Here is an 18,204-nt window from a genome sequence, read left to right as displayed (position 1 = left end):
GCCGAAGCGCGGAAAGGGTACGCACCCATGGCCAAGCAGAACGTGTCGGAGCAGTTCGTCGACATCCTCGTCCGGGCGGGCGTCAAGCGTATGTACGGTGTCGTCGGCGACAGCCTCAACCCGGTCGTCGACGCCATCCGCCGCAACCGGGACATCGACTGGATCCAGGTCCGGCACGAGGAGACCGCCGCTTTCGCCGCGGGCGCGGAGGCCCAGGTCACGGGCTCGCTGGCGGCCTGCGCCGGATCGTGCGGCCCCGGCAATCTGCACCTCATCAACGGTCTCTACGACGCCCACCGTTCCATGGCCCCCGTGCTCGCACTCGCCTCGCACATCCCGTCGAGCGAGATCGGTCTCGGCTACTTCCAGGAGACCCACCCGGAGCTGCTCTTCCAGGAGTGCAGCCACTACAACGAGATGATCTCCAATCCGCAGCAGATGCCGCGGCTGCTCCAGACGGCCATCCAGCACGCGATCGGCCGGGGCGGGGTCAGCGTCGTCACGATGCCGGGCGACATCGCCTCACAGCCCGCCCCGGAGAAGTCCATCGAGCACGCGCTGGTCACCTCGCGGCCGACGGTCCGGCCCGGTGACGAGGAGATCGACAAGCTCTGCCGGATGGTCGACGAGGCGAAACGTGTGACATTGTTCTGCGGCAGCGGCACGGCGGGCGCCCATGCCGAGGTGATGGAGTTCGCCGAACGGGTGAAGGCCCCGGTGGGGCACGCGCTGCGCGGCAAGGAATGGATCCAGTACGACAACCCGTACGACGTCGGGATGAGCGGCCTGCTCGGTTACGGCGCCGCGTACGAGGCGACCAATGAGTGCGATCTCCTCATCCTGCTCGGCACCGACTTCCCGTACAACGCCTTCCTCCCGACCGATGTGAAGATCGTCCAGGTCGATGTGCGTCCCGAGCACCTGGGCCGTCGTTCCAAGCTGGACCTGGCGGTCTGGGGCGATGTCCGCGAGACCCTGCGCTGTCTGACCCCGCGGGTGAAGGCCAAGAGCGACCGCAAGTTCCTCGACCGGATGCTGAAGAAGCACGCCGAAGCGCTGGAGGGCGTGGTCAAGGCGTACACCCGCAAGGTCGAGAAGCACGTCCCGATCCATCCGGAGTACGTCGCCTCGGTGCTGGACGAACTGGCCGACGACGATGCCGTGTTCACCGTCGACACCGGTATGTGCAACGTGTGGGCCGCGCGCTATCTCTCCCCCAACGGCAAGCGCCGCGTCATCGGCTCGTTCAGCCACGGCTCGATGGCCAACGCGCTCCCGCAGGCCATCGGGGCCCAGTTCACCGACCGGAACCGGCAAGTGGTCTCGATGTCCGGCGACGGCGGATTCACCATGCTGATGGGCGACTTCCTGACGCTGGTGCAGTACGACCTGCCGGTGAAGGTCGTGCTGTTCAACAACTCCTCGCTGAGCATGGTCGAGTTGGAGATGCTGGTCGCGGGTCTGCCGTCGTTCGGTACGTCCAACAAGAACCCGGACTTCGCCTCGGTCGCCCGCGCCTGCGGGGCGTACGGCGTGCGGGTGGAGAAGCCCAAACAGCTCGAAAGCGCCCTGAAGGACGCCTTCAAGCACAAGGGTCCGGCGCTCGTCGACGTCGTCACCGACCCCAACGCCCTCTCCATCCCGCCGAAGATCAGCGCCGACATGGTGACCGGCTTCGCGCTCTCCGCGAGCAAGATCGTGCTGGACGGGGGAGTGGGCCGGATGGTCCAGATGGCCCGCTCCAACCTGCGGAACGTGCCCCGCCCCTGAAGGGCGCCCCGGGCAGGACCTGGGGCGGTGCGGGGCGGTGCGGGGCGGTGCGGGGCGGTGCGCGGTGACATGTGACACCGGGACACGCCCCGGGCCATCACGCCGGGGTCAGTCGCAGTGTCAGGATCTGGAACGGCCGCAGCGACAGTACGAGACCGTGCTCGTCGGTGTCCGCCTCGCGCAGCGGCCGTTCCAGCAGATCGGTGACCTGGGCCCGTACGACGGGGAATCCGACCCGCAACGTGGTGCCGGCGCGACCGCCCGCCGACTCGTACAGCCGCACGATCACATCGCCGCTCCGGTCCTCGGCGAGCTTCACCGACTCCACCGTGACCGCCGGATGCCCCGTGTCGACCAGCGACGGCAGCACGGGAGCCACGGCCGCCCGCAACGGCAGATTGAGCGCGAGCCCTTCCCGTACCGAGTCCGTGATCCCGCCGCCCGGTGCCAGCGCGTACCTGAACCGGTGCCGGCCGAGGTCGGTCTCCGGGTCGGGGCTGTGCGGGGCGCGCAACAGCGTCAGCCGTACGGTCGTGCCGAGGCCCGAACTGTGCGGGGTCCGGGTCACCTCGTGCCCGTACGTCGAGTCGTTGAGCAATGTGACGCCGTACCCCGGCTCGGCGACCCGGAGCCAGCGATGGGCGCAGATCTCGAAACGGGCCGCGTCCCAGCCGGTGTTGTCGTGCGTGGGGCGGTGGATGTGACCGAACTGGATCTCGGAGGTGGACCGTTCGGCATGCACATCGAGCGGGAACGCCGCCTTGAGCACCTTCTCCGACTCCCGCCAGTCGACCTCGGTGTCGATGTCGATCCGCCGGCTGCCCGCGGTCAGCCGGATCTCCTGTGTGACATGTGAGTGCCCGAAGGACCGCAGCACGCGGACCGCGGCCCGCAACGGCCCCTCCTCCACCAGCTCGACGGAGTCGGCGTCGGTGAGATCGGTGCGGGTACGGCGGTAGTGCCGGTCGATGTCCCAGGCGTCCCAGTGATTGGGGTGATCCGGGTGCAGCTGGAGGAGGTTGGCCCGGTGACCGGGGACGAGGACGTCCCGCCCCGCGTCGAGATCGCGCACGGAGGCGATCAGGCCGTCGCCGTCGACCACCACCCGCAACAGCCCGTTGTCGAGCACGAGGCCCTCGCCCGCCGAATCGGTCGCGGTGACCGGGTGTTCCGGTACCGCCGAGCCGTTCAGCGGACCCGCGCCGAGCCCCGGTGTGTCGGCCAGCACCGCCGTGCGCCCGTCGCCCAGGTGCTGCACATGCGCGCCGGAGGGCAGCACCCCGCCCGCCTCCGCGTCCAGCTCGACCACCTGACGGCGTCGGTATGGGGACGAGTTGAGCACCACCAGGCCCTCGGCCGCGCCCAGTGCGGCTACCGCGTCCGCCGTCAGATCCGCCAGCTCCACCCGTACCCGCTCGTAGGTCTCGCGGGCCTCGCGGTGCACCCAGGCGATCGACGAGCCGGGCAGGATGTCGTGGAACTGATGCAGCAGGACCGTCTTCCACAGTCGGTCCAGTGCCTCGTACGGATAGCCGTAGCGGTCGGCGGGGTTGCGCAGGGCCGCTGCCGTGGCCCACAACTCGGCCTCACGGAGAAGGTGTTCGCTGCGGCGGTTGCCCTGTTTGGTCTTGGCCTGCGTGGTGTACGTGGCCCGGTGCAGCTCCAGATACAGTTCGCCCGACCAGACCGGAGCCTGTGCCCCGTACTCCTCCTCGGCCGCCGCGAAGAACTCCGCCGGCCGCTCGATGCCCACCCTCGGCGAACCCTCCAGGTCCCGGAGCCTGCGCGCCTTCTCCAGCATCTCGCGGGTGGGCCCGCCCCCGCCGTCACCCCAGCCGAACGGGACGAGGGAGCGGGTCGCCAGGCCCTTCTCCGCGAAGTTCCGCTCCGCGTGGGCGAGTTCGCGGCCGTGGAACTGGGCGTTGTAGGTGTCCACGGGCGGGAAATGGGCGAAGACCCTGGTCCCGTCGATGCCCTCCCACCAGAAGGTGTGATGTGGCATTTTATTGCTCTGGTTCCAGGACAGTTTCTGGGTCAGGAACCATTTCACCCCTGCAAGCCGGGCGAGCTGCGGGAACGCGGCCGTGTAGCCGAAGGAGTCCGGCAGCCAGATCTCCTCGGTCTCCACTCCCAGCTCCTGCTCGAAGAACCGCTTGCCGTGCACGAGCTGCCGGGCCAGTGCCTCGCCACCGGGCATGTTGGCGTCGGACTCCACCCACATCGACCCCACGGGCGCCCACTGCCCGTCCGCCACGGCCTGCTTGATCCGCTCCCAGATGTGCGGCTGGTGCTCCTTCATCCAGGCGTACTGCTGGGCCTGCGAAGCCGCGAAGACCAGCTCCGGATAGTCCTTGGCGAGTGCGGTGACATTGGCGAAGGTGCGCGAGGCCTTGCGCACCGTCTCCCGCAGCGGCCACAGCCACGCCGAGTCGATGTGCGCATGACCGGCGGCCGAGATCCGGTGCGCGCTCGCCGCGGCCGGGCGGGACAGCGCTTCGGCCAGCTCGTCCCGCCCGGCTCGCGCCGTGGCCGCCACGTCGTGCAGGTCCAGCACGTCGAGCATGCGCTCCAGCGACCGCAGGATCTCGTGCCGTCGAGAACGTTCGACGGGGAGTTCCCGCATCAGCTCGCAGAGCACCTCGATGTCCAGGACCAGATGCCAGACCTCCTCGTCCAGCACCGCCAGGTCCGCGGCGGCGAACCGGTGGAGCGGCCGGTCGCCCGCCGTCGTCACGTCCCCGAGCGGAGTCGGCGCGAAACCGTGCTCCAGCACGGCCGGGTTGGCCGCCGCCTCCAGGAGCAGCGAGACCGGCTCACCGCCCGCTGCCGGGGAGGCCAGCGTGAGATGGCGATTGCGCGGATGGATGCCCTTGATGGGGACGCCCGCGATGTCGTACAGCATGCCCTCGGCCTGGAAACCCGGCCCCTGACCGGAGAACCCGGGATCGACGACCACCTCGACCCGTCGCCCCGCCCACTTTGCCGGCACGGTCCCCTCCAGCCGGAACCAGCTGGTGGACCAGGGCCTGCCCCACTCGGTCCCGGTACGGAACGGCTCGAACGATTCCTGGAGGACCTGCGTCACCGGAACGGGTTCGCCGGGGATGTGCCGCACGGAGAGGGTGAGCGGGGTCCGGTCCGGGTACTGGGCGGGGCGGATGAACTGGTGAAGGGCACGTTCGAGGCGGTCCTCCACCAGGGTGCGGTCGTCGTGCATCACGGCTCCTCGGGTTTGGTGCCTGCGGGTGTCCATGGCTCCACTTCCCCGGCGGCCGACCCGGCACCCCTGTGAGCAGCGCGACGGGGTGACGGTTGATCAACTGGCCCTGTGCGCACCCTTGGCGACCCTTGAGCAATGTGACATATTACTGGCGTGCTCACGAGACACCCCTTGGATGTCGTCATCGTCGGGGCCGGAGTGGTCGGTGCCGCCTGCGCCTACTACACCTCCCGGTCCGGACTGTCCGTAGCCGTCGTCGACCGCGGGCCGGTGGCCGGCGGCACCACCGGAGCCGGCGAGGGCAACCTCCTGGTCTCCGACAAAGTGCCGGGACCGGAGCTGGAACTGGCCCTGCTCTCCGCCACGTTGTGGCAGCAACTGTCCGAGGAACTGCCCCCGGACATCGAGTACGAGCTCAAGGGCGGTGTGGTCGTCGCGGCGACCGAGGACTCCCTGACCGCCCTGTCCTCGACGGCCGCCGGCCAGCGGGAGGCGGGCGTCGAGGCGTACCACGTCACATCCGACCGGCTCCGCGACCTCGAACCCCAGCTCGCACCGCACCTGACCGGCGGCTGCCACTATCCGCAGGATGCGCAGGTACATCCGGCGCTGGCAGCGGCCGAGTTGCTGCGGTCGGCCACTCGCGCCGGCGCGCTCATGTGCCCGGGGGAGGAGGTGGTCGGAATACTCAGGGACGGGAGGGGTGCCGTACGCGGGGTACGCACGACACGGGGCGAACTGCGGGCCCCCGTCGTCGTCAACGCGGCGGGCACCTGGGGCGGCGACCTCGCCGCACTGGCCGGGGTGAACCTCCCGGTCCTGCCGCGCAGGGGGTTCGTACTCGTCACCGAACCACTGCCTCGACTGATCCGGCACAAGGTCTACGCGGCGGAGTACGTGGCCGACGTGTCGAGCGGGTCGGCGGCGCTGCAGACCTCGCCCGTGGTGGAGGGGACACCCTCTGGTCCGGTTCTCATCGGGGCGAGCCGTGAACGGGTCGGATTCGACCGGACGTTGTCCGTTCCGGTGGTCGCCCGGCTGGCGGCCCAGGCCGCCGCCCTCTTCCCCGTGCTCGCCGATGTGCGGGTGCTGCGCGCCTACCACGGGTTCCGTCCCTACCTGCCCGACCATCTGCCCGCGATCGGACCGGACTCCCGGGTGCCGGGGCTCTTCCACGCCTGCGGTCATGAGGGTGCCGGGATCGGGCTGGCGCCCGCCACCGGACTGCTGATCGCCGACGCGATCCGGGGGAAGCGGCCCGTACTCGATCTCGGACCGTTCGCCCCCGACCGGTTCGATGCCACTTGCCATGTCACATGACGGCGGAGAGCGGGGCGCCCGTGCCCCAGGAGAGGACCCAGTGAGACGCACCCGTGCACGTACCCCCGCCGAGCTCGTCGGGGCCGAGCCCGAACCGGAGTTCCGGCTGACCTTCGACGGTCGCCCGATCCGCGCACTACCGGGCCAGACCATCGCTGCCGCACTCTGGTCGGCGGGCATCCTGACCTGGCGCACCACCCGGGTCCACGGCCGGCCGCGGGGCGCCTTCTGCGGCATCGGCGCCTGCTACGACTGCCTGGCCACCGTCAACGGGCGGTCCAACCAGCGTGCCTGCCTGCTGCCCGCCGGGCCGGGCGACACCATCACTACGCAGGAGGGCGACGGGCATGCCGCACTCGACGGATGACCGCCGGGTGCGGGAGGCCGACCGCGCAGCCATCGCCGTGGTGGGGGCGGGACCGGCAGGCCTGGCCGCAGCCGTCACCGCCGCCGACCACGGGCTCGACGTGGTGCTGCTGGACGCGGCCGCCGCGCCCGGCGGGCAGTACTACCGCAGCCCGGCCGACGGACTCGGCGCCACCCGGCCCGGGGCCCTTCACCACAACTGGCGCGCCTTCGCGGAACTCTCCGCGCGACTCGCCGCGCACCGCGACACCGGCGGGATCCGCCATCTCACCGGCCACCAGGTGTGGACGGTCGAACGAACCGGCGACGGGGACTGGATCCTGCACGCGGTCACCGGGGGCGACGAGGAGAAGCGCACCGCCGTCCGGGCCCGCAGAATGCTCCTGGCCACGGGGGCCCACGAGCGTCAACTTCCCTTCCCCGGCTGGACACTTCCGGGGGTGGTGAGTGCGGCGGGGGCCCAGGCCATGCTGAAGTCGGGGCTGGTGCTGCCGGGGCGCCGGATCGTCGTCGCGGGCAGCGGGCCGCTCCTGCAGGCCGTCGCCCTGTCGCTGACGCGTGCGGGGGCGCGCGTCCCGGCGCTGGTCGAAGCCGCCGGCTACGGAGCCTACGCCCGTGCTCCCCGGGTGCTGGCCGCCAACCCCGGCAAGGCGGCGGAAGGTGCCGGGTTCGGGGCGGCGCTGGCGCGCGCCCGGGTCCGGGTACTGACCCACCGTGCGGTCACCGAGGTGCACGGCGACGAGCGGGTGGAGGCGGTGACCGTCAGCAGGGTGGACCGCCGATGGCGCCCCGTCGCGGGGACCGGCCGTCGGATCGACTGCGACGCGCTCGCCGTGGGACACGGGCTCGTGCCACAGCTGGAACTCGCCGTGGCAGCCGGCTGCGCCACACGTCCGGGCCCCGACGGCACACACGCGGTCACCCTCGACGAGCAGCTCAGGACCACCGTCCCCGGGGTCTGGGCGGCCGGCGAGTCCGGTGGCATCGGTGGTGTCGAACTCGCCCTCTGTGAAGGTGAGTTGGTGGCCCTCTCCGTCATTCGCGAGGTGCGGGGCGGGGCGCTGAGGAAGGAGGCGCGCAGAGCGGTCGCACTGCAGCGCTCCCGGCGCCGACTGCGGGCCTTCGCCGCGCTGATGGGGACCGTGCACCGGCCGGGGCCCGGGTGGAGCAAGTGGCTGACCGGCGATACGGAGGTCTGCCGTTGCGAAGAGGTCACCGCGGGCCGGATCCGCACGGCGTGCGAGGAGCTGGGAGCCGGTGACGCCAGGACCGTCAAACTGCTCACCCGGGCCGGAATGGGGTGGTGCCAGGGCCGGACGTGCGGATTCGCCGTCCGTGAACTCGCCGCCGCGCACGGCGCCGGACAGGAGCCGGGCGGACCCGACCGGCGCCCGCTGGCCTGCCCCGTGAAGCTCTCCACACTTGCCGACCTGGCCGGGCCCGGGTAGGCCCGCAGCCAGTCCTTCCCTCGGAGCCCCGCGGCCCGGCGCTACGGGCTCCCGCGCACCGGAACGGTGCGTGCACCACCGTCGTCCATGTTTCCGCCACACCGTGACATGTCACACCTCTCAAGGAGCCACGATGCAGACGAACACCGACTCGCGCACCCGCCCCTGGCACGGCGTCATGGTCGCCACCCCGGTCACCCTGCGCGACGACTGCACCATCGACTACGACGCCTACGCCACCCATGTGCGGCAGCTCATCGCTGCGGGCTGCGACGGAGTGGTGCCCAACGGCTCACTGGGGGAGTACCAGACCCTGACGGACAGCGAACGCGACCAGGTGGTCCGGGTCGCCGTCGAAGCCGCGGGCGACGGCAGGCGCGTCATGCCGGGTGTCTCCGCCTACGGCAGCGCGGAGTCACGGCGCTGGGCGGAACATGCCGCCGAGGCGGGTGCCGGCTCCGTACTGCTGCTGCCGCCCAATGGCTACCGCTGCGAGGAGGCGGCGGTGCGCGCCCACTACGCCGAGGTGGCCGAAGTCGGGGTCCCGGTCGTCGCGTACAACAACCCGTACGACACCAAGGTGGATCTGACACCGGACCTGCTCGCCCGTCTCCACCAGGACGGCAGCATCGTGGCCGTCAAGGAGTTCACCGGCGATGTCCGCAGGGCGTACGAGATCGCCGAAAAGGCGCCCGGCCTCGACCTGCTCGTGGGCGCCGACGACGTACTGCTGGAACTGGCACTCGCCGGCGCCGTCGGGTGGATCGCGGGTTGCCCGAACATGTTGCCCTCCTGCTGCGTCGATCTGTACCGGGCCGCTGTCACCGGTGACATGGCAACCGCTCTGCCGCTGTACCGGGAGCTGCACGAGCTGCTGAGGTGGGACTCGAAGCCGGAGTTCGTCCAGGCCATCAAGGCATCCATGGACGTCGCCGGACGCCACGGCGGCCGCACCCGTCCGCCCCGGTTCCCCCTCCCCGCCGACGACGCGGCCGCCGTACGCGCCGCGACGGAGAAGGCACTCGCCGGGGGCCTTCACTGAGAGCGGCATCCGGCCGCCGTACGCCCGGACGGAGCGTCCGGCCCGGACGTTTCGTTCCGTCCCGTTTCTCGTGTTCTTCGTGTCCGTCGTGACGAACCAGGGGGAGCCTTGCAGACACGTCACATCTTCCATGCCGTCGACTCACACACCGAGGGCATGCCCACCCGCGTCATCACCGGAGGCATCGGCACCATCCCCGGTGCCACGATGGCCGAACGGCGCAACCACTTCCAGGAGCACCGGGATGCCGTGCGCACCCTGCTCATGTACGAACCGCGCGGTCACGCGGCCATGAGCGGCGCGATCCTCCAGCCGCCCACCCGGCCGGACGCGGACTTCGGCGTCCTCTACATAGAGGTCTCCGGCCTCCTGCCGATGTGCGGGCACGGCACCATCGGGGTGGCGACCGTACTGGTGGAGACCGGCATGGTGGAGGTCACCGAACCCGTCACCACCGTGCGACTGGACACTCCGGCCGGGCTCGTCAGCGTCGACGTACAGGTGAAGGACGGCGCGGCCACCGCGGTGACCTTCACCAACGTTCCGGCCTTCAGCGTCGCGCTCGACCGGACGGTGGACGTACCCGGCTACGGGACGTTGCGCTACGACCTCGCCTACGGCGGGAACTTCTACGCGATGCTTCAGCTGTCCGACCTCGGGCTGCCCTTCGACCGGGCGCGCAAGGACGACATCCTGGCCGCCGGGCTCGCTCTGATGGACGCGGTCAACGCCACCGACCGGCCCGTCCACCCCGAGGACCCGCACATTCACGGCCTCAAGCACGTGCAGTGCATCGCACCCGGTTCCGACGCCCGCCACTCCCGGCACGCGATGGCCATCCACCCCGGCTGGTTCGACCGATCACCCTGCGGGACCGGCACCTCGGCCCGCATGGCCCAGCTGCACGCACGCGGTGAACTCCCCCTGGACACCGACTTCGTGAACGAGTCGTTCATCGGTACCTCGTTCACCGGACGTCTCGTCCAGGAGACCACCGTGGGCGGGCTGCCGGCCGTTGTCCCCACCGTCACCGGCCGCGCCTGGATCACCGGTACCGCACAATTCTTCCTGAACCCGTCCGACCCCTTCCCCGAAGGATTCCTGCTGTGAATCTTCCCCTGCTCGGCGCCGACGACATCGAGGCCCTGGGACCGACCGGAGCCGTGGACGCACTGGAGGCGGCGCTGAGCGGGGGACTGGATCCGGAGACGGCGCCGGCCCGGCACCATGTCACAGTGCCCGGCGGGGAGCTGCTGATCATGCCCGCGACCACCCGGCAGGTCACCGGAGTGAAGATCGCCGGGGTCGCCCCGGCCAACCCGGCGCGCGACCTGCCCCGGATCACCGGAAGCTATCTGCTGCTCGACGCACCCACGCTGCTGCCGCTCGCCCTGCTGGACGGGGCCGCGCTCACCACCCTGCGTACACCGGCCGTGTCCGCACTGGCGATCCGCCACCTCACCGGGCCCGTCGTGCGCCATCTGGTGCTCTTCGGAACCGGCCCCCAGGCGTACGGGCACCTGGCCGCGGTGCTCGCGGAACGCCGGGTCGAACGGGTCACCGTGGTCGGCCGCAACCCGCACCGGGCCGAGGCGCTGGCCGAGCACGCCCGCCGGCTCGGGGTGGACGCCCGCGCGGGGCAGGGGCACGGCGCCGGTGAGGTCGCCACGGCCGATCTGGTGCTCTGCTGCACCACATCCGCCACCCCGCTGTTCGACGGTTCCCTCGTGCCGGACGGGGCGACGGTCGTCGCGGTCGGCTCGCACACCCCCGATGCCCGGGAGGTGGACACCGCGCTGGTGTCACGCTCCGCCGTCATCGTCGAATCGCGGTCGGCGGCACTGACGGAGGCGGGCGATCTGCTGATCCCGCTGGCGGAGGGCGCCTTCGGGGCCGAGGACATCGTCGCCAACCTCGCCGAGCTGGTGACCGGTCGCAACCTTGACGGAAAGCCGGCCGACTTCGAGCGTCCCCGGTTCTTCAAGAGCGTCGGGATGGGCTGGGAAGACCTCGCTGTCGCCGAGGCGGTGCTCCGGAATTCGGCGCCTTGAACCAGTTGTCCACAGCTCCGGAACGACGGGCCCTGGCGGAAACGTGACATTGTATTCTGAGGCCCCGCACGGCGCTGGAGGAACACATATGGCCCGCCTGACGACGCTCAACGCCATCTCCGCGCAGGAGCACTTGCGTGACCGGGTGGCAAACGCCCTCAGGGCGGCCCTCATCGCGGGGGAACTCCGTCCGGGGGTGATCTACTCCGCTCCCGCGCTCGCCGCCGACTTCGGAGTGTCCGCCACCCCGGTCCGCGAGGCCATGCTCGACCTGGCTCGCGAGGGCCTGGTCGAAGCCGTACGCAACAAGGGCTTCCGGATAACGGAGTTGACCGAACAGGATCTCGACGACTTCACCGAGCTGCGGGTCATGATCGAGGTTCCCACCGTCGGACGCATCGCCCGGATGGGCAGGACGAGGGAGCTGGAGGCGCTGCGGCCACTCGCCCAGGCGATCGTCGCAGCCGCCGCCGAGCACGACATCCTCGGCTATCTGGAGGCGGACCGTCGCTTCCACCTCGAACTGCTCGGCCTGGCGGGAAACCGCCGCTTGGTGGAGGAGGTCGGCAATCTGCGCAAGCGATCACGCCTCTTCGGGCTGAACCGGCTCGACGAGACAGGTCTGTTGGTCCAGTCGGCCGAGGAACATGGCCAACTGCTCGACCTCTTGATCGCCGGCAACGCGGAGCGCGCCGAGCGGTGCATGCTGGCTCATATGTCACATGTCAGGAATCTCTGGGCAGAGGAGGAGCCCAACGACACGGGCGCCGGAGGCATACGGATCCGAAGGGTGTCACTGCCGGTCGCAGAGGCCTGACCCTTCGAGTCCGCCCGAACCCCACGGAGGGACAGCGGAGTCCGCAGAGCTCACGGAGCTCATGGCGCTCACGGATTCCGCGGAGCGCAGGGAGCGAACCCTGATCGGCTCCCGCCCCTCCGGTCTCCTCGTGATCGCCCCGATCCCTGCCCTTCAACGGCCGCCCGGTGGACGGCCGTTGAAGCGGAGTCTCAGGCCCGGGTCTCCAGCAGCGAGGCCATCCACTCCTCGATGCCGTCGACGGTGCGCGGCAGCGCGGATGACATGAGGCGAGCGCCGTCGGCGGTGATCACGAGGTCGTCCTCGATCCGCACCCCGATCCCGCGCAGCGACCGCGGCAGTGTCTCGTCGTCGGGCTGGAGGTAGAGCCCGGGTTCCACGGTCAGTACCTGACCGGCTTCCAGGCGCCCGTCCAGATAGGTGTCGGCCCGCGCCTGCGCGCAGTCGTGCACGTCCATGCCGAGCATGTGGCCGCTGCTGCAGAGCGTGTACCGGCGGTAGAAGCCGTTGTCCGGATCGAGCGCCTCGTCCGCGGACATCGGCAGCACGCCCCACGCGTGCAGCCCTTCGGCAATGACCCGCATGGCCGCCAGATGGAAGTCACGGAATCGCGCTCCCGGACGCAGGGCCGCGATGCCCGCGTCCTGGGCGGCGAGCACCAGCTCGTAGACGGTGCGCTGCACGGGGGAGAAGCGGCCGGACAGCGGCAGGGTGCGGGTGATGTCGGCCGTGTAGAGCGAGTCGGTCTCCACCCCGGCGTCCAGGAGCAGCAACTGGTCGCGTTCCAGCGGTCCGTCATTGCGGATCCAGTGCAGGACGCAGGCGTGCGCCCCGGCCGCGGCGATCGTGGAGTAGCCCGGACCGTTCCCCTCCAGCCGGGCCCGCAGATCGAAGACGCCCTCGATCCAGCGTTCGCCGCGCGGGTGGCGCAGCGCCTGCGGCAGGCTTCGCACCACGTCCTCGAACCCCGTCGCCGTCGCGTCGACGGCCTGCTGCAACTGGCCGGTTTCATAAGGGTCCTTGACGAGGCGGAGCTCACTGAGCACCGCTTCGAGCCCGGCCGGAGCCGAGCGTCCGTGCGGGAACGCGCGGCAGGAACGCAGCAGTTCGTCGACGGACGGGTCCACACCGCCCAGCACCCGCACCGGTGGCTGCGGCCCGGTGAGCAGTTTCTCCCAGGCGTCCAGATGCGCGCAGCGGATGCCGGTCAGCCGGGCGGCCTCCGCCAGGTCGGGCCTGCGGCCGACCCAGAACTCCCCGTACCTGCGATCACGGTAGAACTCCTGGCCGGTGCGCGGTGATCGGGGCCGCAGATACAGCACCGCCTCGTGGCGCTCGTCGCCGTCCGGTTCCAGGACGAGGACATGGCCGGCCTGGTCCTCACCGGTGAGGCCGGTGAGCCAGGCGTAGCCGGTGTGCGGCCGGAAGCGGTGGTCGGTGTCGTTGGAGCGAACGGCGAGCGCACCCGCCGGGATGATCAGGCGCTCGCCGGGGAAGCGGGCGGCCAGCCGGGCCCGGCGGGCGGGGGTGGCGTCGATGGAGGGGACACGAAGGTCCGTCGACAGTGGGGACTTGGCCCACCCGGTGCTCATGAAGGCGTCCAGGGCGGGTGACACCGGCAGATCGTGGCTGCCGGTGCGGGGCGCGGAGAAGGTACGGGACACGGGCATTGCTCCTCGGGGGCTCTGTGGGACCGGGGTCGGGGCCGGAATTCCCGGGACGCGGTGGTGCGGTAGTGGGGTAACCGGTGTGGCGGCCGATGCGCTCGGGGCCGCGTGCCATATCCCGTGCTGCGACGAGAAGTTGTCGCGCAGATGAATGTGCGCGAGAGGGGTTCCAAAGAACATGTGACATGTGCCATTGTACAGCGCGCAAGAGGAATGGAGCCGTGCTCATGTCACGACGTGAGTGCAGTTCAGACCCGGTCCGCCACCGGCCTCTTGCATTCCCCCACAACCGCGCCCTGTCGCGCGGTCACCACTCCGCTGGGAGGCGGCACGTGAAGAACCTGATGGTTCGACAGAGAATAACCGGATTGTCCACTGTGGTCCTGGCAGCATGCCTCGGCGTGGGCCTGTTCACGGCACCGAGCCAGGCCGTCGAGCAGCGCCCCGCCGCGTCGGCCGCCCACTCCTCGGGCGCCGCTCAGGAACGGGCGGAGACTCGGACCCAGGACGTCGGCGGCCCCACCGCCGAGGCGCTGACGGCACCCGCCGACGATGCCGCTCACGTCGAACGCAAGTCGCTCAAGGCCGCCGACCGGCCGCCACTGTCCGCGTCCCAGGACGCGCTCAAGCGGGACTACGACGACCAGGCCACCGCGCTTCCGAGCCACCCGGCACCTTCGATGAAGGCCGAGAAGCGCCGCGCCAAGAAGCTCGGCAGGGCCGCGGCCGAGTGCAACACCACCGATTTCACCAACAACACCGGAAGCGCTCTGGTCGAGAAGGTCAAGGCGGCGACCACCGACTGCGTCAACACGCTGTTCCGTCTCAAGGGCCAGGACGGCTACAACGCCTTCCGCGAGGACCAGATGGTCACCATCGCCGATGCCATGCGCGACGCATCGGCCTCCTACCCCGGTGACAGCAGCACCGGCATGCCCCAGCTGGTCCTCTTCCTGCGGGCCGGCTACTACGTGCAGTACTACGACCCCGACACCGTCGGACAGTACGGGCCGCGCCTGCGCACGGCCATCCAGGGCGCGCTCGACGGCTTCTTCGGCTCCTCGCACGCCTTCGACGTCACCGACGCCAACGGCGAGAGCCTGTCCGAGGCGATCATCCTGATCGACAGCGCCGAGGAGAACGCCCGCTACCTGAACATCGTCAAGCGGATGCTGGCCGGTTACGACGCGTCGTACAACAGCTCCTGGTACATGCTCAACGCCGTGAACAGTGTGTACACGGTCATGTTCCGCGGTCACCAGGTGCCCGAGTTCATCAGCGCCATCGAGGCCGATTCCAGCGTGCTGAACTCCCTGCGCGACTTCGCCGCGAACCACCTCGACCTGCTGGGCACCAAGCAGTCGTTCCTGGTCTCCAACGCGGGACTCGAGCTCGGCCGCTTCCTCAAGGAGGACTCGCTGCGCGCCAAGGCGAGCCCGCTCGCGATCGACCTGATGGGCAAGAGCTCCATCGACGGTCCCACCGCCCCGCTCTGGGTCAATCTGGCCAAGATGGTCGACGCCTACGACAAGGACAACTGCGCGGCCTACGGCGCCTGTGATCTCGCGGAGCGTCTCGAGAAGGCCGTCCTGCCGGTGAGGCACACCTGCAGCGACAGCATCACCATCCGGGCGCAGGACATGACCGCGGAGGAGCTCGAAGCCAGCTGTACCAGCCTGCGCAACCAGGACGCCTACTTCCACGAGGTGGCCCGGGACAACGGGGCGGTCGCCGACGACAACAACAAGACCATCGAGGTCGTGGCCTTCAACTCCAGCACCGACTACCAGACCTACGCCGGAGTGATCTTCGGTATCGACACCAACAACGGCGGCATGTACCTGGAGGGCGACCCCAAGGCCGTGGGCAACCAGCCCCGGTTCATCGCCTACGAGGCCGAGTGGGCCCGCCCCGACTTCCAGATCTGGAACCTCAACCACGAGTACACGCACTACCTCGACGGCCGCTTCAACATGTACGGCGACTTCGCCGCCGGAATGACCACGCCGACCGTCTGGTGGGTGGAGGGCTTCGCGGAGTTCGTCTCGTACTCGTACCGCAAGGTCACCTACGACGACGCCGTCGCCCAGGCCGCCAACCGCACCTACACCCTGCGGACCCTGTTCGACACCACCTACGACAACGCCGACCAGACCCGCGTCTACAACTGGGGCTACCTGGCCGTCCGTTACATGCTCGAATCCCACCGCTCCGACGTCGACACCCTGCTCGGTCTCTACCGCAAGGGCGACTGGGACGGCGCCCGCACCCTGCTCACGTCGACCATTGGCAGCCGTTACGACGCCGACTGGAACACCTGGCTGGCCGCCTGCGCGGCCGGTGCCTGCGGCGGCGGGTCCACCAACCCGCCCGGTGAGATCACCGAGTGCAAGGACGCCGACACCAGGATGCTGGGCCAGAACTGCATGCGCAGCGGGCTGAAGGCCGTCAAGGGCGACTACGCCTATCTGGCCGTCCTCATCCCGGCCGGCACCACCCAGCTGAAGATCACCGCCTCCGGCGGCACGGGTGACGCCGATCTCTACTACAGCTCGCAGGAGTGGGCGACCACCAAGGTCTACACCGACAAGTCCGTCGGCGCGGGCAACGAGCACACCCTGACCGTCAACAACCCGGCGCCGGGCTACCACTTCATCAGCCTCTACGGCACCGAGGCGTTCGACGGAGCCAAGGTCACCACCGAGTTCTGATCCCTACGACCCCCATGGTGTCGGGCGGCCGAGTGATGATCCCGCTCGGCCGGCCGGTGCCGTCCCCCGGGCCGCGTCCGCCGGACATGGCCCCGGGCTCACGACAGCCGCAGCGCGCCGGGCGCCCCGCCCCGCGTCAGGATCTCCACGATCAGCTCGAAGAGTGTCGGTCCCCGCCCCGCCAGGGCCTCGTCCAGCCGCTCCTGGACCGACGCCCGGTTGGTGGGATGCGCCCGGGTCAGGATCTGCCGCAGCCAGCGCGCCGTCTCCTCGTGTCCCAGGGCCTGTGCGGAGGAAGCGTGGTCCCGCCACTCGAAGACGAAATCGCCGTCGTCCGGGGCACCCATCCCGCCGCTGAGACAGTCCGCGAGGGCGTCGAGATTGCGGCCGAAGTACCCACCCGGGCCGTTCACGGCCTCGCCGATCACTTCCCAGAACTGCTCCAGGCCGGTGACCCGGGAGCCGTCGATCACATAGGTCACGGTCATGGGGGGAGGGTACAAGTCGTGGAGCGTGCGGGTCCGCCTGCCGGCCCCGGAACGTGATCCGCGCCGCAGGTGGGGGTCTACGGCGCGGATCGGTCCGGAGGGGCCGGGCTTCAGCAGCCCTGGTCGATCAGGTCGAAGGTGGCGTAGTGGTCGCCGGTGTAGTAGTCCTCCTGCGCCTTCTCGCCGGTGACGATCCGGCGCGCACCGCGGGTCGGGGAGCCGGGGGTGACGACCGTGTACTCGTGGTAGTAGCCGGTGCTCTGGCCGGGCAGGACGCCTTCACGGTTCTGGAAGACGGAGCCGTCCTGCGAGTACGGGAACGGGCCGCCCGCGTCGATCAGGTCGAGGGTGTCGTGCGCCTGGGCGGGCAGCGCCGAGTAACAGATGCTGCCGACCGACGTGATGGAGACGGAGGTGGATGGGGTCGAGGCGGTGGCCGTGGTGGCCGGGGCGCCGACGAGGAGGACGGACAGGAGGGCGGCTGCGCCACCGAGCGTGGTGATCCGTGGGGGGATTCGCATAGCCACCATGATGACGCGCGTAGATACGGTCCCGTCAACGCCAACCGATGTGAATTTTTTGGAAGTTAACCCGAGGGGGGGAAATGTGTCGCGCAGATGTCCGGCAGTCCTCCGGCCGGTTCCGGTTCTCCGTTCACTTATTGATGAGTCGACAAGCGTGGCGGACCGTCAGCGGGGCATGCATCCCGTGAACGTGTTCCGCGAAGGAGTTCAACGAGAAATATCCGATACGGGAGACCAGGACCACGAGAAGGGGGCGATTCACTGTGCGGGCGGGGGAAATGATGGAACGTCAGGGAGATGCCGAACCCATGGAGGACGAGGTCACGCACGAACCGGGGGCGAAGGAGCGGCAGCCGGTCCGGCTGCATCGCAGACTGGCCCACACCGATCTGGCGGCCGTGGGTGAAGTGCGCCATGCGTTACGCGAGTTCCTGCGCTACCGGTGGAGTACCGAACCGGTCCAGGTGGCGGAGCTCCTGCTCAGCGAGCTGGTGACCAATGCGCTGATCCACACGGGACACGGCGCGGTCGTCACGGTGAGCGTGGCGCCCGCCAGATTACGGGTGGAGGTACGGGACTTCGTGTCCGGGCTGCCCCTGTCGTACGTACCGAACGCCGACGACGGTACGCATGGCCGAGGGCTCCTGCTGGTGCGGAGCCTCGCGGACGCCTGGGGAGTCAGCGCCCATGCGCTGGGCAAGGTCGTCTGGTTCGAGCTGGACGGCGAAAGGCCCTGACGGACCGGAAGGGAACCGGGCCGTCAGGGCCTGTGACTGCGGA

Annotated in this window: 14 protein-coding genes; 10 read left to right on the top strand and 4 right to left on the bottom strand. The window is 70.0% G+C overall.

All coding sequences use genetic code 11. From position 1 onward, the window contains the following. Positions 1 to 27: 27 nt before the first annotated feature. Positions 28 to 1,770 (top strand): pyruvate dehydrogenase, encoded by a 1,743-nt coding sequence (locus ACFV8T_RS16105; RefSeq protein WP_385327941.1) that lies wholly within the window; start codon positions 28 to 30, stop codon positions 1,768 to 1,770. A gap of 97 nt (positions 1,771 to 1,867) precedes the next feature. Here ACFV8T_RS16105 and ACFV8T_RS16100 read toward each other — a convergent pair whose 3' ends face one another. After that, positions 1,868 to 4,987, bottom strand: coding sequence for an alpha-mannosidase (locus ACFV8T_RS16100; RefSeq protein ID WP_385327939.1), 3,120 nt, complete (start codon positions 4,985 to 4,987; stop codon positions 1,868 to 1,870). A gap of 156 nt (positions 4,988 to 5,143) precedes the next feature. Between ACFV8T_RS16100 and ACFV8T_RS16095 the strand changes: the two genes are divergently transcribed. From ACFV8T_RS16095 to ACFV8T_RS16065, 7 genes are all read left to right on the top strand, one after another. After that, a complete protein-coding gene (locus ACFV8T_RS16095; protein WP_385327937.1) occupies positions 5,144 to 6,310 on the top strand; it encodes an NAD(P)/FAD-dependent oxidoreductase in 1,167 nt (388 codons plus the stop codon). A gap of 40 nt (positions 6,311 to 6,350) precedes the next feature. Next, complete coding sequence (locus ACFV8T_RS16090; RefSeq protein ID WP_385327935.1) at positions 6,351 to 6,677, top strand: (2Fe-2S)-binding protein; 327 nt, start codon at positions 6,351 to 6,353, stop codon at positions 6,675 to 6,677. Then, the gene (locus ACFV8T_RS16085) at positions 6,658 to 8,124 is read left to right on the top strand and encodes an NAD(P)/FAD-dependent oxidoreductase (RefSeq protein WP_385327934.1); all 1,467 of its coding nucleotides are present in this window, start codon (positions 6,658 to 6,660) and stop codon (positions 8,122 to 8,124) included. The genes ACFV8T_RS16090 and ACFV8T_RS16085 overlap by 20 nt, the downstream gene beginning before the upstream one ends. 133 nt (positions 8,125 to 8,257) lie before the next feature. Beyond that, a complete protein-coding gene (locus ACFV8T_RS16080; protein ID WP_385327932.1) occupies positions 8,258 to 9,166 on the top strand; it encodes a dihydrodipicolinate synthase family protein in 909 nt (302 codons plus the stop codon). A 108-nt stretch (positions 9,167 to 9,274) separates the two neighbouring features. Continuing rightward, on the top strand, positions 9,275 to 10,276 hold the full coding sequence (locus tag ACFV8T_RS16075) for a proline racemase family protein (protein WP_385327930.1): 1,002 nt from the start codon (positions 9,275 to 9,277) through the stop codon (positions 10,274 to 10,276). Further along, positions 10,273 to 11,217 carry an ornithine cyclodeaminase family protein gene (locus ACFV8T_RS16070; protein WP_385327928.1) on the top strand — a complete coding sequence of 315 codons (945 nt, stop codon included), beginning with the start codon at positions 10,273 to 10,275 and terminating at the stop codon, positions 11,215 to 11,217. Before ACFV8T_RS16075 ends, ACFV8T_RS16070 begins: the two co-directional genes overlap by 4 nt. Positions 11,218 to 11,305: 88 nt before the next feature. Then, a complete protein-coding gene (locus ACFV8T_RS16065) occupies positions 11,306 to 12,034 on the top strand; it encodes a GntR family transcriptional regulator (protein ID WP_385327926.1) in 729 nt (242 codons plus the stop codon). A 191-nt stretch (positions 12,035 to 12,225) separates the two neighbouring features. Here the strand turns inward: ACFV8T_RS16065 and ACFV8T_RS16060 are convergent, their stop codons facing one another. Continuing rightward, positions 12,226 to 13,704, bottom strand: coding sequence for an aminopeptidase P family protein (locus ACFV8T_RS16060; RefSeq protein WP_385327925.1), 1,479 nt, complete (start codon positions 13,702 to 13,704; stop codon positions 12,226 to 12,228). 341 nt (positions 13,705 to 14,045) lie between these two features. Here ACFV8T_RS16060 and ACFV8T_RS16055 point away from each other — a divergent pair, with 341 nt between their 5' ends. Next, complete coding sequence (locus tag ACFV8T_RS16055) at positions 14,046 to 16,412, top strand: M9 family metallopeptidase (protein WP_385327924.1); 2,367 nt, start codon at positions 14,046 to 14,048, stop codon at positions 16,410 to 16,412. 98 nt (positions 16,413 to 16,510) lie between these two features. Here the strand turns inward: ACFV8T_RS16055 and ACFV8T_RS16050 are convergent, their stop codons facing one another. Continuing rightward, the gene (locus tag ACFV8T_RS16050; RefSeq protein WP_385327922.1) at positions 16,511 to 16,900 is read right to left on the bottom strand and encodes a barstar family protein; all 390 of its coding nucleotides are present in this window, start codon (positions 16,898 to 16,900) and stop codon (positions 16,511 to 16,513) included. 110 nt (positions 16,901 to 17,010) lie between these two features. Continuing rightward, complete coding sequence (locus ACFV8T_RS16045; protein WP_385327921.1) at positions 17,011 to 17,421, bottom strand: ribonuclease domain-containing protein; 411 nt, start codon at positions 17,419 to 17,421, stop codon at positions 17,011 to 17,013. A 377-nt stretch (positions 17,422 to 17,798) separates the two neighbouring features. On the opposite strand from ACFV8T_RS16045, the gene ACFV8T_RS16040 reads away from it, so the two are divergent. Continuing rightward, a complete protein-coding gene (locus tag ACFV8T_RS16040; protein ID WP_385328331.1) occupies positions 17,799 to 18,161 on the top strand; it encodes an ATP-binding protein in 363 nt (120 codons plus the stop codon). The last annotated feature ends 43 nt before the right edge of the window (positions 18,162 to 18,204 follow it).

Origin of the sequence: Streptomyces sp. NPDC059832, assembly GCF_042731715.1 — a bacterium.
Taxonomy (GTDB): domain Bacteria; phylum Actinomycetota; class Actinomycetes; order Streptomycetales; family Streptomycetaceae; genus Streptomyces.
This window is presented reverse-complemented; position numbering and strand designations above follow the sequence as displayed.

Excerpts from the sequence above, each read along its gene's own strand:
- ACFV8T_RS16105 (WP_385327941.1), top strand. The coding sequence starts at position 28 with ATGGCCAAGCAGAACGTGTCGGAGCAGTTCGTCGACATCCTCGTCCGG.
- ACFV8T_RS16060 (WP_385327925.1), bottom strand. The coding sequence starts at position 13,704 with ATGCCCGTGTCCCGTACCTTCTCCGCGCCCCGCACCGGCAGCCACGAT.
- ACFV8T_RS16055 (WP_385327924.1), top strand. The coding sequence starts at position 14,046 with ATGGTTCGACAGAGAATAACCGGATTGTCCACTGTGGTCCTGGCAGCA.
- ACFV8T_RS16045 (WP_385327921.1), bottom strand. The coding sequence starts at position 17,421 with ATGCGAATCCCCCCACGGATCACCACGCTCGGTGGCGCAGCCGCCCTC.
- ACFV8T_RS16100 (WP_385327939.1), bottom strand. The coding sequence starts at position 4,987 with ATGCACGACGACCGCACCCTGGTGGAGGACCGCCTCGAACGTGCCCTT.
- ACFV8T_RS16080 (WP_385327932.1), top strand. The coding sequence starts at position 8,258 with ATGCAGACGAACACCGACTCGCGCACCCGCCCCTGGCACGGCGTCATG.
- ACFV8T_RS16065 (WP_385327926.1), top strand. The coding sequence starts at position 11,306 with ATGGCCCGCCTGACGACGCTCAACGCCATCTCCGCGCAGGAGCACTTG.
- ACFV8T_RS16085 (WP_385327934.1), top strand. The coding sequence starts at position 6,658 with ATGCCGCACTCGACGGATGACCGCCGGGTGCGGGAGGCCGACCGCGCA.
- ACFV8T_RS16050 (WP_385327922.1), bottom strand. The coding sequence starts at position 16,900 with ATGACCGTGACCTATGTGATCGACGGCTCCCGGGTCACCGGCCTGGAG.